The organism is Erwinia pyrifoliae DSM 12163 (assembly GCF_000026985.1).
Classification (GTDB): domain Bacteria; phylum Pseudomonadota; class Gammaproteobacteria; order Enterobacterales; family Enterobacteriaceae; genus Erwinia; species Erwinia pyrifoliae.
This window is the reverse complement of record NC_017390.1, coordinates 14,999-29,355: the sequence shown is the minus strand read 5'-3', so window position 1 is coordinate 29,355 and position 14,357 is coordinate 14,999. Positions and strand designations below refer to the sequence as shown.

The window sequence follows — 14,357 nt, the reverse complement described above, 5'->3', positions numbered from 1 at the left end:
GCCACCCACAGGTGGCGCGTGCCATGCTTTTCTGTGTTTTATGGGGTTACCAGTTTCAGTTCAACCGGATTGATAGCCGGAACCTGCTGGCCTTTCAGGACTTTATCCGCCGTCTCAACGCCAATCGCGCCGATCTGCTCCGGCAACTGCGCAACGGTCGCCGCCAGTTTGCCGCCCTGTACCGCTTTAATACCGTCCGGCGTGCCGTCGAAGCCCACCACGACCACATCAGTTTTGCCCGCCGTTTGCAATGCGCGCAGTGCACCCAGCGCCATTTCATCGTTCTGGGCAAACACCGCCTGCACGTCCGGGTGCGCAGTCAGCAGGTTCTGCATCACATTCAGCCCCCTGGTACGGTCGAAGTCAGCTGGCTGGCTGGCAAGGATATTGAATTTGTGTGCAACGGCGGCCTGTTTGAACCCTTCACCACGCTCGCGCGCAGCAGAAGTACCGGCAATACCCTGCAGTTCAATAATTTTTGCTCCTTCACCGACCTTTTGCGCCATATAGTCACCGGCCAGCTTACCGCCTGCACGGTTATCAGAAGCAACGTGACTGACCACTTTGCCCTGCGTCGCCAGGCGATCCAGCGTGATAACCGGGATATTGGCCTGGTTAGCCATTTTCACCGCGTTCCCCACGGCGTCAGAATCCGTAGGGTTAAGCAGCAGCAGTTTGCTACCGCGCACCGTCAGATCCTGCACGTTGGCCAGCTCTTTCGCCGGGTTGTTCTGCGAATCCAGCACCACCAGGTGATAACCCAGCTTGTCCGCCTCTTTCTGCGCGCCCTCTTTCAGCGACACGAAGAACGGGTTATTCAGGGTAGACACCACCAGCGTGATGGTCTCTTTTGCCAGCGCGTTAGCGCTAAGCGTTGCGCCTAACAGCAGTGCCAGCATAGTCCATTTTTTCATCTTCATTTTAATATCCTTTAAGGTTATACCCGAAATCATTGGCGTTACAGCAAAGCGGCAAGTGCATGAATCGCCAACAGCTTACCAGGGTAAGCGACTGGGGTGAATGCACGCAGCCAACGTAGCTACAGCGTCAGGAATAAAGGGTAAAAGAGTTATTTACTGCTTTTGTTATCCACCAGCACCGCCAGCAAAATGACCACTGCCTTGACGATCGTTTGGTAGTAAGAGGGAACACCGAGCAGGTTTAGCCCGTTATTCAGAAAACCCAGGATCAGCGCGCCAATCAAAGTCCCCATAATCCGCCCTTTACCGCCTGCCAGGCTGGTGCCCCCCAGCACCACCGCAGCGATGGCATCCAGCTCATAGCCCGTGCCTGCCGTCGGCTGGGCCGAGGAGAGGCGCGCAACTTCAATGGTGCCAGCCAGCGCGGCCAGCATGCCGCACAGGGAGTAGACGATAATTTTGACGCGATTGACGCTAATGCCTGAAAGACGCGTCGCCGCTTCATTGCCGCCCAGCGCGTAGATATAGCGGCCAAGCCTGGTATGATGCAGCATGTACCAGGCTGCGAGGAAGACCACCGCCATCAGCCAAACCGGGGTTGGGATGCCCAGCGGACGGCCGATCCCGAACCAGCCAAACAGGTCAGCGTTATCGCTAAAGCCAGTATTGACCGGGCTACCGTTGGTATAAACCATCGTCACCCCACGCAGCAGCAGCATCATCACTAGCGTGGCGATAAACGCCTGCACGTTGCCTTTCGCCACTATCAGGCCGGTTATCGCACCGATACCGGCTCCTAGCACCAGTGAAGCCGCCACCGCCACCAGCGCATTCACTTCCAGCCCAACCAGCGAGGCCGCCACCGCGCCGGTCAGAGCCAGCAGTGACCCCACGGAGAGATCGATACCGGAGGTGAGGATCACCAGCGTCATTCCCACCGCCATAATGGCGTTCACCGAGGTCTGTTGCAGGATGTTAAACAGGTTGCCAACGGTGAAGAAGTTCGGGCTGATGCTGGAAACGATGGCAATCAACAGCACCAGCGCAATCAGTGATTTCTGCTCAAGCAGCCATGCCTTTGTTATCAGGCTGCGTGAAGAAAGGATGTGTGTGCTCATCGTTATACCCGCTCCGTGCTGTCATGTTTACCTACTGCCGCCGCCATCAACATCTCCTGCGAGGCCTGCTCGATCGGGAAGTCACCATTCAGGCGACCTTCGTGCATCACCAGCACGCGATCGCTCATGCCCAGCACTTCCGGCAGATCGGAAGAGACGAGAATGATGCTCAGCCCTTCTTGTTTAAACTGGTTAATCAGCTGATAAATCTCTTTTTTCGCCCCAACGTCGACGCCGCGCGTCGGTTCATCGAGGATCAGTACTTTGGGCCGCGTCATCAGCCCACGCGCAATCGCCACTTTCTGCTGATTACCGCCGGAAAGCAGGCCAATCGCCTGGTCCATTGACGGGGTTTTCACATTGAACAGCTTGATAAAATCCTCTACCGCCTGCTGCTCCTGCGCATGTTTCAGTCGGCCTGCGCCATAGCTGAAGTGGTTAAGCGCGGTCAGCGACATGTTCTCTTTTACCGACATCCCCAGCACCAGGCCATCGTGCTTACGGTCTTCAGAGATATAAACGATGCCATTGGCCAGCCCCTCCTGTGGGGAGCGCGCCAGCACAGCTTTACCCTCCAGCGTTACCCGCCCTTTACTGCGAGGCAGCGCGCCGTACAGCACTTTCATCAGTTCGCTACGCCCGGCCCCCATCAGGCCAGCCACCCCAAGGATTTCACCTTTGCGCAGCGTAAAGCTGACGTTTTCCACGCCGGATCCGCTGAGGTTTTCAACTTTCAGACGCACTTCACCCGGCGCGTTATGTACGCGTGGGTACTGCTCTTCCAGCTTGCGCCCGACCATCATTTCAATCAATGACGCTTCGTTCAGCGCCGCCACGTTATATTCGGCGATAAACTGCCCGTCGCGGAAGATAGTGACGTCATCGCAAATCGCAAATATCTCTTTCATACGATGCGAGATATAGACGATGCCGCAGCCCTGGGCTTTTAACTCACCAATGACGCGGAACAGTGAGGCGGTTTCGGTATCGGTCAACGCATCCGTTGGTTCGTCCATCACGACAACTTTTGACTCGTAACTCAGAACTTTAGCGATCTCCACCATCTGCCGATCGCCAATCGACAGTTCGCCCACCAGCCTGTCGCTGCGAAAGCGCAGATTCAGGCGTTGCAGCAGCGCGTCCGCTGCTGCATACATCTTCTTCCACTGAATACGGCCGAAGCGGTTGACAGGTTCACGGCCAAGAAAGATGTTTTCGGCAACGCTCAACGGTGGGATCAGGTTCAGCTCCTGATGTATGATGCCAATCCCCGCCTCCTGCGACGCTTTCGGGCCGTTAAACAGGGTTTCCTGCCCCAGCCAGAGAAAAGACCCGGCATCGCGAGCGTAGATGCCGGTCAGCACTTTCATCATGGTGGACTTGCCCGCGCCGTTTTCTCCCACCAGCGCCATCACCCGCCCGGGGTAAACCGACAGCGCAGCGCCCGATAACGCCTTAACGCCGGGGAAAGACTTGTCAATGCCCTTCAGTTGCAACAAAGGTTGCATAAGCGCCTCAAAAGGTCACACCAGCGACCAGGATAACATTGGCATACGGCGTAATTTCTCCGCTGCGAATTGTTGCCTGACTGCACTGGGCTTGCTGTTTGAACTGTTGGTGACTGATATAGCGGATAGTGATGACATTTCCCTGCTGCTGCTGCAAAGCGTCGAGCATGGCGACCAGTTCGCTATGGCGCTGCGGATTATGCTGTCGCATCTCCTGCGCCATAATGGCACTTTCGACCTGCATCTCGCTGGTGACCGCCTGGACGACCTGAAGAAAGCTGGGGATACCCGGTGTTAACGCCAGATCAATACGCTCCGAACCGTCAGGAATGGGCAAACCGGCATCGCCAATCACCAGGCGGTCAGTATGACCCAGGCGGGCTATCACGGACGAAATAGCCGAATGCAGCAACGTGCCTTTTTTCATTATTCGCTCCACAGTGCAACGTTTCGCCAGCGAGCAGTGTAAGAAATGACAGGGGGAAAACAATCTTCACATGTTGGAAATGTGATCGCTATCGAAACGTTTTGCTAGTGTGCGGCTGGCCATCATTGCGACGAAAAAAAAGGGCGGGATTCATACCGCCCCGAAGAAGAAATAGCGCATGGATCGTCAGGACAATCTCCCAACGCGGTACGCGATGCTTACAGGATCTGGCTGAGATGCAGCTGCCCCATCAGCAGATGGTTATCGGCATAGTCCACCGGCACAGCCACCACCGCCGGGCCTTGCACGTCCATCGCCTTACGCAACGTCGGTTCCAGCTGTTCGGCGCTTTCCACCGCAAAGCCGGCAGCACCAAAGGATTCGGCGTAGGCTTTGAAGTCAACGGGGCCGAACTTCACGCCGGACACGCGCTGATATTTCTTCTCTTCCTGCATCGCCACCATGTTGTACTCCTCATCCACCCAGATGATGTGCAACAGGTTAGCACCCAGACGTACTGCGGTTTCCAGCTCCATGCTGGATTGCAGGAATCCCCCATCCCCGGAAACCGACACCACTTTGCGTGACGGGTCTACCAGCCAGGCACCGATTGCCCAAGGGAGCGCAACGCCCATGGTTTGCTGGCCGTTGGAAATCATCACCTGACGGGCGCGGAAGCTGTAGAGATAACGGGCGATCCAGATATGGAAGCTGCCCATATCCACCGTCAGCGTCACATCGCTGTTAATGATGTCCTGCATGGCGCGCACAATACGCAGCGGATGCAGGGCAAATTGATTAAGCTGGTGACCGCGCAAGGCCAGCAGTTCACGCTGTTGCTGACGGTCCTGCAGGATCTCGGTCGCCTGCGGGCTGAGCGTTAATGGATGATTGATACGTGCGGTCAGTTTTTCCAGCGTGGCGGCGATATCGCCCACCAGCTCGGCATCTGGCTGATAGCAGTTGTCGCTGTCGGCGGGCAGTACGTCAATATGTACCAGCGTGGCGGTGCCGCTGTTCCACATCGCCGGTTCATACTCAACCGGGCTGTAGCCGATGGTGATAATCAGATCGGCTCCGCGCAGCAGGCGATCGCCCGCCTGATTGTTAAACAGCCCGACGCGTCCGGCAAAGCGTGAGAAATGCTCCTGTCGCACCGCGCCCGCTGCCTGATAGGTGCTGGTGACCGGAATATGGCTGCGCTCCAGCAGATGATACAGCGCCTCGCTGTTGGCGGGCTGGCTGGCCATCAATCCCAGCAGGATCACCGGGTTCTTCGCCAGGGCGATCTGCTGTGCCACCGCCGCAATCGCCGCATCCGGCGCGGATCCAAGCAGCAAATGACCCTGGGTGTTCAGCAGATGGCCGTGCGCCGGTTCATTAACGATATCCTGCGGCAGGCTGACGAAGGCACCGCCGGGACGACCCTGTTCCGCGCTGCGGAAAGCATTTGACAGCACTTCGCCAATTGCATCGGAAGAACCCACTTCTACCGCGTACTTGCTCACCGGGCGGAACATCGCCACCGTATCCATACTCTGGTGCACCTGCTTGGCGCTGTCGGCGCGTTTTACCGCCCCTCCCAGCGCCACCAGTGGATCGCCTTCCGTGGTTGCCGTTGCCATACCGGTGATCAGGTTAGAGCAGCCCGGGCCAGAGGTCACCAGCGCCACGCCGGCTTTACCGGTCAGCCTGCCCACCGCCGCTGCCATAAATGCAGCATTGGCTTCATGACGTACGGGAATAGTCTGAATTGAAGTATCCAGCAGCGAATCGAACACTTTATCGATTTTCGCGCCGGGGATGCCAAATACGTGTTTAACTCCCTGAGCCTCCAGCTGTGCCGCGACCAGATCGGCACCGTGTGCCCATTGCTGAACATCAGTTACGTTTTTCATCTAAAATTGTCTCCTGTTTTCAGCTTTCAACGGAACGAATCGCAGAATCCAGATTTTCCGGACTGAGGTTTGCCTGCAGGAAATCCCTGTCACCGGGCAGGTCGATCACCAGTTTGCTGATTTCGCCAAAGGTGAGCATGCCGTGATCAAGCTGATAATCGAGTAAATGGCCACCTCCCTGACGATCGTCAGTAATGAAGTGTTCGTGGTAACCCGCCACGTTAATGCCTTGCATATATTGCGGGGTACGAAAACCAATCAATACGCCGTTGCGCTGTGCAAATTCGAAGGTGGGCTGCTTACCGAGCACTTCCGGCATCGATCTATATGGGCGATGCTGGCAGGGCACGGTACGGGTTTGCGCATGGCTGAAAAGGCCGTCAATGCGCAACGCGCAGAACTGATTATCGGAACTGACCTGCTGGTCAACGATTTGATGGACTTCTGCGCGGGTTACCGGGCCGCTGAAACGGTGCTGATATTGCGGATGGAAAAAGGTCATCACCGCAAACGGCGTTTTCTGGTCTGATCGGGCGGCACGCGCACTGCCATCGGAGCGCAACTGGTAGACTTCGCTGTTAAAAGCGATCAGTTCGCCATCCAGCTGGTTAAAGGTGCCAAGACCGAAATCCCCTTTCTTCAGCAGATCCGCCACGGTGGTGGTGCCATCGTACACGCCGCTGAGTAACGCACTCATCAAAGAGGTCTGATAGATTACGCTTTCTGGTCTTTCTTTCTGCATCTCTTTGACGGTCGTTGTTAACTCTTCCACGCATGAACAATCAGTTGCAGAATGTGCCATTGCACCTCTCCCCGCTAAACTGTTAAGAAGTATTTAGATAATATTGACGCCATTAAGCAAAAGATTCCAATATAGAACTCCCCACTCTTTGAGACGTTTTTAATATGGAACTACGCTATCTCCGTTACTTTGTTGCGGTTGCCGAAACGCGTCACTTTACGCGGGCAGCAGACATGCTCGGTATTTCACAGCCGCCGCTGAGCCAGCAAATTAAAAAGCTGGAGGAGGAGATAGGTACACCGCTGCTGAAAAGACTGACGCGCGGGGTAGAACTGACTGATGCGGGTGAAGCCTTTTATCAGGATGCGCGCCAGATTCTGGAACTGACCGGCCATACGCTGGAGAAAGCGAAGGGGATTGCACGCGGCATCAGTGGACGGCTGTCGATTGGTTTCGCCAGTTCAACCGCCTTCCATCCGCAGATATTCCGGCTGCTGCACCGCTTTCAGCATCGTTTTCCGGCGATAAAACTGCTGCCCCGTGAGGAGAATATGGCGGCATTAATGCATGATTTGCAGGAAGGGTTGCTGGATGCGGCGTTTGTGCGACTGCCCTGCGAAAGCAGTAAAGCCTTTAATCTGAAGGTGATCGCCATTGAGAAGATGGCGCTGGTGTTACCTGCTAAGCACCGATTATGCGATACGCCCTGTTTGTCACTGGCACAGCTGCAAGACGATCCGCTGATTATGTTTCCTCGCGAGGTCGCTCCCAGCCTGTACGAAGTGATTATCAGCGCCTGCCTGCGCGCCGGGTTTCAACCGCAGCGCCTGCAACAGGCTCCGCAGATATCGTCCGCCATCAGCATGGTCGCCGCCGGGTTTGGTATCAGCATTGTTCCGGACTCTCTGCGTAGTATCCAACTGCCCGGTGTCAGCTTCCATCAGATTGATGATGCCGTCCTGAGCAGCGATATCGCACTTGCCTGGCGGCGTTGGGATCGCTCACCCGCCGTTAATCATCTGGTGACAACCCTGGCGGATGAATAATTCAACTTAACCGGCGATTTTACGCACCTGCTTCACGTCCAGTTCCAGCGAGTTAAGGTCTTTATCCAGCTTGCCCATCAACTCCACCTGATCCTTCGGGCCGATGGTTTGTCCGTCCCAGCGTTTATGGTCGATCTCTACGGTGATGCTGCCGGTGGCATCGCGGAACAAGTAATCTTCATCTCCCACACGCTTATCAATATGGCCGCGCAAGGTGACCCAGGCATCATCTTTCATCTCTTGCGCCTGTTTCACCGTCGCCTGGGTGCCGTTCGGGCCGCTGAAGCCACCTTTCTGAGCTGACGCTGCTGGCGCATCAGGGTCAACAAACCCCCCGCTCTGGGCAGCAAGCAACGGAGTCGAGATCAGGGCGGTTAGAGCCAGTAACACTGCTGCTTTCTTCATTATCATCTCGCTTTTCCTTATGGGATCAGGGCAGTCAATCCTGCCCGGGGAACTCAGTTGCTAAATATTATAGCAACTGTTTAACAGCTTACTGAGTTATCAGCACGCGAGGTGCTGGCAAGGCAGATTGATAACGGCTGACTACATACGTACACCAGCCATTCGATACCTGCTGGCACGGCGTCATAAAAGAACGTTTCATGATATGTTTAGACCCATCCATACTGGAAAATGGCGATATTATAATCTTAACATTAAGTTTATCTAGTGATAATAAACCAAATAAGGTGGAGAAATGCGTAACATTTCCATAGAAAGCTCTAACACCTCGCCTGTGCCCACTCTTCCCGTAGCCAACGCTCCCCCCCCCTCATCCCTTAACAGTGAAGAGACTTTTCCACTCACCTATCGGCTTACATCGGTCAGGAAAAACGATGGGGCGTTGACAAATCAAAACGGCGGGAGTTCTCTCAGGACGCCCGGCTATCGCATATTAAGCGTGCTGAAAACGAGGTTGTCACGGAGTGGAGACAACGCCACGGCGGAGAATACAGAACAGGCAGAAGTGCTTTCTGTGGGCAAAGCGCTTTATCTGCAAGCGGAAGCCCTGCGCAATGCGCAGAACAAAAAAGAGCGGCCGCAGCCCCTGCCATTGTCGCTAAAGGGTAAAACCGGCTTTGCTATGGGTGCTGCGCTAATGCTCACCGATGCAGGGCTGTGTTTGCGGCGGTCAAACCAATATGGGCGGCCAGATACGCGGCCTCTGCATACCCCAGAGGCAGGCTCGGTTTCATCAGCTATGGCAACTCCCGCCACACCAACATATTCATTCCAGAATCATTCCTGCCGCCATGATGAGGCAATGAAAATCCGACAACATGTCAGGCGCCATCAGCCCAGGTCGCTGCCGCTCACCACGGCACTGCCGGAAACGGACTTTGTCCGAAAGGAGCCGTTGGATTTTTTATGCGCAAAAGAGAGGCAAGAACTGAGCTTTTCAGACGTTCTGCGTAATATCGCTGAAACATTGAAAAGTCCAGTGAAGAAATTGGTAGAGGAGTCTCAGATTGTTCACACGTATAATAGTATGAAGAAAGGATGCCCAATAGAATCAGACAGAAGATATCTGGCCGACATTATGCATTATATTGATGTTGTTGCTAATAAGGTAATGAGTTTCTTTCCCGAATTTGTGCCAATCATGATTTTGCAAAATATCATACCCCCCGTATTGCAATCTATTGCAGATCGCGCTGACGGCAAAAAAATGGATTCTGACTTAATCATGGAAATGAACAATCAACTGTTAACTTTACCTATGTTATTTGCTTCATCTCTTGACCTTCATGGCAGAAATATGCTTTCCGAAAAAAAAAGGGAGAGAATGTCTGGCATTATCCCTGAAAAAATAAAAGTTAAGAACGGGGATATTTATGTCAGCATCAGCGGGGGCGAATTTAAAATGATGAGAGATGAAAAAGGGGTCTATATATATGATATTGATCGAAAGTCACTACAGCTCAGAAAGAAACATATCCATTACTTACGTAACAGCAGAAGATGGATGGTAGGTAAAAACTCAAAAATTATGCTGCCCGAAACGGGCGATATTGAATCATCACTGGAAAGAAGCCAGAGACTGGTCACTTTTGCGAGAAACGAGTCAAAGAAAACAGACAGAAAGGGTTCATCCGTTAAATTTGTCATTGAAACCCTTGCGAAAGCAGGACTCATAAAGAAAGAAAGCCTTCATTTACTCCAAAGCAAAATCACTCAATCAGCGTATAGCTTCAATTATATAAAAGATCTGACTCACATCACCAATGAAAATCAATTATTGAGAATCAAGCAAGGGCAGGTCGTCATTTTCACCGACACATTAGACAGCGCCATCAATGTTCAACATATTATGCTGGCGACAGGAAACGGCATGTTTGCAGGCATTAATAATGAACGAATCTCTATAGAACCTGGCTTCATGAATACCATTATTACCGCCGAGCAACTGGGTCTATTCAAAAACAAACTGCTTACCGGTCGTGAAGGTAAACAATTTAATGTGCATGCCGGCTTTTTGAAAGAAACACAGATATCCCTCTCTGAAAATTACATAAATTCAGTAATGGAACTTGAAGAAAAAACCATTAAATCAGATAGCACGCATGCAATTGCTTCTGTTTTATTAAAGACAGGCGATTTATCCCCAGAGTTTGTATCTGTTCTGAGTGAATCAGTCGGAAACATAAACCACTTAAGTAAATTCATTAAAAGTGGCAGTGGGTGGTTAAGCAATGAAGAACTCGCCGAAAGAGTCCTCCCTGGAGAGATGATTTATCTGACGGATAACCTTAGCGGAAATTATGATAAAGGTACCTTTGCATTACGCCTTAGCAAGGACGAATTTTTCATCCCTAAACTCTTCGATCCGGTATTAGAATCCAGTGTTTCCAGCACAATATACAAATTAAGCGCGCTTGAAGAGAACATTATTGAGAGAAATCTTCGTGTAAAAGTCGTGGAGTTCAATTTAGCAGGGACCCGAACGGAGTCTTTACTGGGTAAAGACTCCAGATTTTATGCCGTCGATAATGTTTTACATGTCCGGGCGCACGGGCTGCCAATGACAATTAATTATATGTCTCCTTTAGAAATTGTCAGTATCATAAAAGGGCTATGCACTATCAAAGCAATTGACCTTAATAAAATTAGCACAATCGTGCTCGAATCTTGCTTCGGCGCTACCGGATACCCCTCAACTGGAAAATTTATTTCAGCAGTAATGAATAAAAGGGTAATCGCCTATCGGGGTAAGTATCGTACTGGTCATGGCGCAGAGGAAGAGAACAGAGTCATTTATAATCCAACCCCGTTAAGTTACCTTGAAAATATTGTCGCAGATATCACGGAAAGAAACATAGACTTTATGCGTAAATTAAGAGGGGTTTTCACCTACTTTGAAAACACAGAAAGAGAACCTATTCCTTCTACATCCCAAAGGTCAAAACGTGATAATTCCCACTTTAACTTGCTATTAATGGATATTGGCAGATTAGTTTTAGGAAAAAAAGACGTTAACGCGTTCATTAATGATAACGCACATTTCTTTAACCGTAATAAGGGTGAAATGATATTGCCTCATAGGAAAATACTCTTACACATACCTAAAAATAGTTATGAATTCTTCGAGCAATGTATGGAACTGATATATTCAAACCCTGATATAACTAAGCACCTGGATTTTTATATCAGTAAGACGCCTATAGATAATTTTGATGAGGATATTTACGCGCAGCAAAAAAAACTTGAACTGAGGGATAAACAGGATGTCGCGAGAATTATTGTCAATAGCATCACTGCAGATCTGAACGAAATTGCAAATTCCATGGGGATTTCTAACGTCAATAAATATATTTCTTGCAAAAATTCGAATGAATTTGGCTTTCCCGGCGAAGTTTATTGGGATGATAAGAAAAAGAGATTTTTTGTCCTGTTACATGAAGGAATTCCCGCAAATCATTACTGGAATTATCCAGATGATGCTTTGGATAATGATCACTGGCTCTACGCAGGCCGCCATCCAGGAACGCTGGCACAGCCTAAAGACTGGTATGAGTACGGCAAGGCGGGGTGTGTGTATTATGAGGAAAATTACGGTTATATGATGCTGAAAACGGATGGCAGACCTTCGGACTACCTTTGGTATTTCCCGCACAACGGCGAGTCCAGCATCCATTGGCAGTTTATCAAATGGAAAGCAGGAACATTCAGCAGTCCACTGGACTGGAATGATGAGGGTATTTCTGGCAACGCCTACTATTATGGCGACAATGACGCTTTTTATATCATCAAAAAAACGGGTAATCCATCGGACCGCGACTGGTACTTCCCTGCCATCGAGTCGGACAACGAACACTGGATCTATGCCGGTAAAAATCGGGGAAACCTGGACTCGCCAAAAGAGTGGCACGAATACGGACAGGTCGGATCAATATATTACGAAAAAGAATATGGTTATATGATGCTCAAAACCGATGGCAGACCATCGGACAAGAGTTGGTATTTCCCCTTTAAAGGTCAGTCGAATAACCGATGGCAGTTTCTATGCTTTGAAATAGGTTCTTTTGAGTCGCCTAAGCTACCGGATAATGAAGGTTTGGCCGGGGAAGTTTATTACTCCATTGAAGAAAAAACGTTTTATATTTTGAGAAAAGATGGCAAGCCTTCAAGTCACGGTTGGCATTTCCCCTCTGACGAAATGGATGATGGGAACTGGATCTACGGCGGGAAAAACATGGGCACCCTTAATTCTCCAAAAACATGGTACGATCATGGAAATACTGGCTCATTGTATTACGAAGACGGATATGGTTATCTGGCCCTCAAAACCAACGGCAGGCCATCAGATCATGGCTGGTATTTCCCATATGGCGGCGAATCTGACAATCACTGGACCTACATATCCTATGCGGAAGGTTCATTTGAGTCACCTAAGGGATGGGGTGCTAAAGGCAAGCAAGGAGAGGTTTATTACTCAGACGGGAACAAAGCGTATTATATATTGAGAAAACAAGGAAAACCATCCGACCACGACTGGCATTTCCCTGAGGAAAAGGGAGATAACGAAAACTGGTTATACGCTGGAGAAAATAAAGGAACCCTTTACTCACCAAAAAAATGGAATGAATATGGTATAGCGGGTTCGGTATACTATGACAGTCATTACGGCTACTCCATTCTCAAAACTGAAGGCAAGCCCTACGATAATAATTGGATTTACCCAGGCCTTGGAGTATCGAACGATCACTGGAAATTTATATCTTATGATGTGGGTACATTCGATGCCCCAAAAAAATGGAATGAGGAAGGCGTAGCGGGTGAGGTTTATTATTCTGAAATTAACCACTCATTTTATATTCTGAAGAACACCGGACAACCATTCGACAATGGCTGGCATTTTCCTTCAGGTGATAATGCGAACTGGATTTATGCCGGATCTCACAGAGGAACGCTGGAATCACCTAAGGTATGGAATGAATATGGAAAAGTCGGTTCAGTGTATTATGACGCGGAATATGGCTATGTTACGCTGAAGAGCGAGGGCAGACCATCCAAAAATAATTGGTTTTATCCGAAAGAAGGTAGGTCGAATGCGTACTGGAACTTCATATCCTGGGAAGCTGGTACCTTTGAGGCCCCTAAACGGCAGGAAGAGTCTGGTGTCGCTGGAGAAGTCTATTATTCTGATGTCAACCAACTTTTTTACCTAATAAAATATTCGGGTAACCCGGCGATTAACGAATGGCATTTCCCTTACGGCAAGGCAGACAATGAAAATTGGGCATATGCCGGAGAACATAAAGGTACTCTTGATTCGCCTAAATACTGGAGCGAGTACGGAAAAGCTGGGTCGATTTACTATAAATCAGGACATGGATACTTAATACTTAAAACTGAAGGAGTGCCAGAGAAAAATAAATGGTATTTCCCCAATAATGCTGAGTCTGATAATCACTGGAAATTTGTTTCTTATGAAGCAGGATCGTTCACAGCCCCCAAGCGGCTGAACTCGGAAGGAATGACTGGAGACGTCTATTATTCTGACGAATACGAAAACTTTTATATCCTGAGAAAATCAGGTAATCCTGCGAACAACGGTTGGTATTTCTCTTTTGATGACGACACGAATTGGTTCTGCGCCGGGAAAAATAAGGGAACTCTGGACTCAACTAAAAAGTGGAATGAGTACGGAAAGCCAGGATCATTATATTACGACAGCCAGTATGGATTTTTAACTCTCAAAACTGAAGGAAGACCTTCAGATCACAACTGGTTCTTTCCGGATGGCGCAAAGTCCAACGAACATTGGGATTTCATATCTTACTTAGCGGGTTCTTTTATGGCACCTAAACAGCTGTCTGACAAAGGTGTTGCCGGTGAAATCTATTATTCACATAAACTACACTGCTTTTTTATCCTGAAAAGGAATGGTACACCATCGACCGATGGCTGGCCTTTCCCTTCTGAAAAAGTGAATAACCTGAACTGGATTTATGCCGGAGAAAATAAAGGAACCCTGGATTCACCTAAACACTGGAACGAGTACGGCAAAGCCGGATTGATATATTATAAAGCTGACTATGGATACTTAATGCTCAAAACTGAAGGCAATCCTTCACAAAATGAATGGTATTTTCCACTATCCGAAAAGTCGAATAGTCACTGGGTTTTTATTAAGCGCTAAATTGTGGATTTCACCAGCCAAACTCCGTGTTTTCAATAGAAAATTGCGGCGC

9 protein-coding genes are annotated in these 14,357 nt (G+C 50.0%); 2 read left to right on the top strand and 7 right to left on the bottom strand.

What is annotated here, in order from left to right; all coding sequences use genetic code 11:
* Window positions 1-38: 38 nt before the first annotated feature.
* The 6 genes from rbsB to budA form a co-directional block, all read right to left on the bottom strand.
* A complete protein-coding gene (gene rbsB / locus EPYR_RS00080) occupies window positions 39-920 on the bottom strand; it encodes a ribose ABC transporter substrate-binding protein RbsB (RefSeq protein ID WP_012666408.1) in 882 nt (293 codons plus the stop codon).
* A 149-nt stretch (window positions 921-1,069) separates the two neighbouring features.
* Complete coding sequence (rbsC, locus tag EPYR_RS00075; RefSeq protein ID WP_012666407.1) at window positions 1,070-2,038, bottom strand: ribose ABC transporter permease; 969 nt, start codon at window positions 2,036-2,038, stop codon at window positions 1,070-1,072.
* Between the two features lie 2 nt (window positions 2,039-2,040).
* Window positions 2,041-3,546, bottom strand: a complete 1,506-nt coding sequence (rbsA, locus tag EPYR_RS00070) for a ribose ABC transporter ATP-binding protein RbsA (protein WP_012666406.1) — start codon at window positions 3,544-3,546, stop codon at window positions 2,041-2,043.
* 7 nt (window positions 3,547-3,553) lie between these two features.
* Entirely contained in the window at window positions 3,554-3,973 is a 420-nt protein-coding gene (gene rbsD, locus EPYR_RS00065) for a D-ribose pyranase (RefSeq protein WP_012666405.1), read from the bottom strand.
* Window positions 3,974-4,191: 218 nt separating this feature from the next.
* Window positions 4,192-5,871: an acetolactate synthase AlsS gene (gene alsS, locus EPYR_RS00060; protein WP_012666404.1), complete on the bottom strand. Its 1,680-nt coding sequence runs from the start codon at window positions 5,869-5,871 to the stop codon at window positions 4,192-4,194.
* A gap of 19 nt (window positions 5,872-5,890) precedes the next feature.
* The gene (budA, locus tag EPYR_RS00055; RefSeq protein WP_012666403.1) at window positions 5,891-6,673 is read right to left on the bottom strand and encodes an acetolactate decarboxylase; all 783 of its coding nucleotides are present in this window, start codon (window positions 6,671-6,673) and stop codon (window positions 5,891-5,893) included.
* 104 nt (window positions 6,674-6,777) lie between these two features.
* On the opposite strand from budA, the gene EPYR_RS00050 reads away from it, so the two are divergent.
* Entirely contained in the window at window positions 6,778-7,659 is an 882-nt protein-coding gene (locus tag EPYR_RS00050) for a LysR family transcriptional regulator (protein WP_012666402.1), read from the top strand.
* Window positions 7,660-7,665: 6 nt separating this feature from the next.
* Here EPYR_RS00050 and EPYR_RS00045 read toward each other — a convergent pair whose 3' ends face one another.
* The gene (locus tag EPYR_RS00045; protein WP_012666401.1) at window positions 7,666-8,064 is read right to left on the bottom strand and encodes a YgiW/YdeI family stress tolerance OB fold protein; all 399 of its coding nucleotides are present in this window, start codon (window positions 8,062-8,064) and stop codon (window positions 7,666-7,668) included.
* A 295-nt stretch (window positions 8,065-8,359) separates the two neighbouring features.
* Between EPYR_RS00045 and EPYR_RS00040 the strand changes: the two genes are divergently transcribed.
* Entirely contained in the window at window positions 8,360-14,305 is a 5,946-nt protein-coding gene (locus tag EPYR_RS00040) for a hypothetical protein (RefSeq protein ID WP_012666400.1), read from the top strand.
* Window positions 14,306-14,357: the final 52 nt, after the last annotated feature.

Bases quoted from the DNA above. Each gene is read 5' to 3' on its own strand.
- rbsC (WP_012666407.1), bottom strand. From the start codon at position 2,038: ATGAGCACACACATCCTTTCTTCACGCAGCCTGATAACAAAGGCATGG.
- EPYR_RS00050 (WP_012666402.1), top strand. From the start codon at position 6,778: ATGGAACTACGCTATCTCCGTTACTTTGTTGCGGTTGCCGAAACGCGT.
- EPYR_RS00040 (WP_012666400.1), top strand. From the start codon at position 8,360: ATGCGTAACATTTCCATAGAAAGCTCTAACACCTCGCCTGTGCCCACT.
- EPYR_RS00045 (WP_012666401.1), bottom strand. From the start codon at position 8,064: ATGAAGAAAGCAGCAGTGTTACTGGCTCTAACCGCCCTGATCTCGACT.
- budA (WP_012666403.1), bottom strand. From the start codon at position 6,673: ATGGCACATTCTGCAACTGATTGTTCATGCGTGGAAGAGTTAACAACG.
- rbsB (WP_012666408.1), bottom strand. From the start codon at position 920: ATGAAGATGAAAAAATGGACTATGCTGGCACTGCTGTTAGGCGCAACG.
- alsS (WP_012666404.1), bottom strand. From the start codon at position 5,871: ATGAAAAACGTAACTGATGTTCAGCAATGGGCACACGGTGCCGATCTG.
- rbsD (WP_012666405.1), bottom strand. From the start codon at position 3,973: ATGAAAAAAGGCACGTTGCTGCATTCGGCTATTTCGTCCGTGATAGCC.
- rbsA (WP_012666406.1), bottom strand. From the start codon at position 3,546: ATGCAACCTTTGTTGCAACTGAAGGGCATTGACAAGTCTTTCCCCGGC.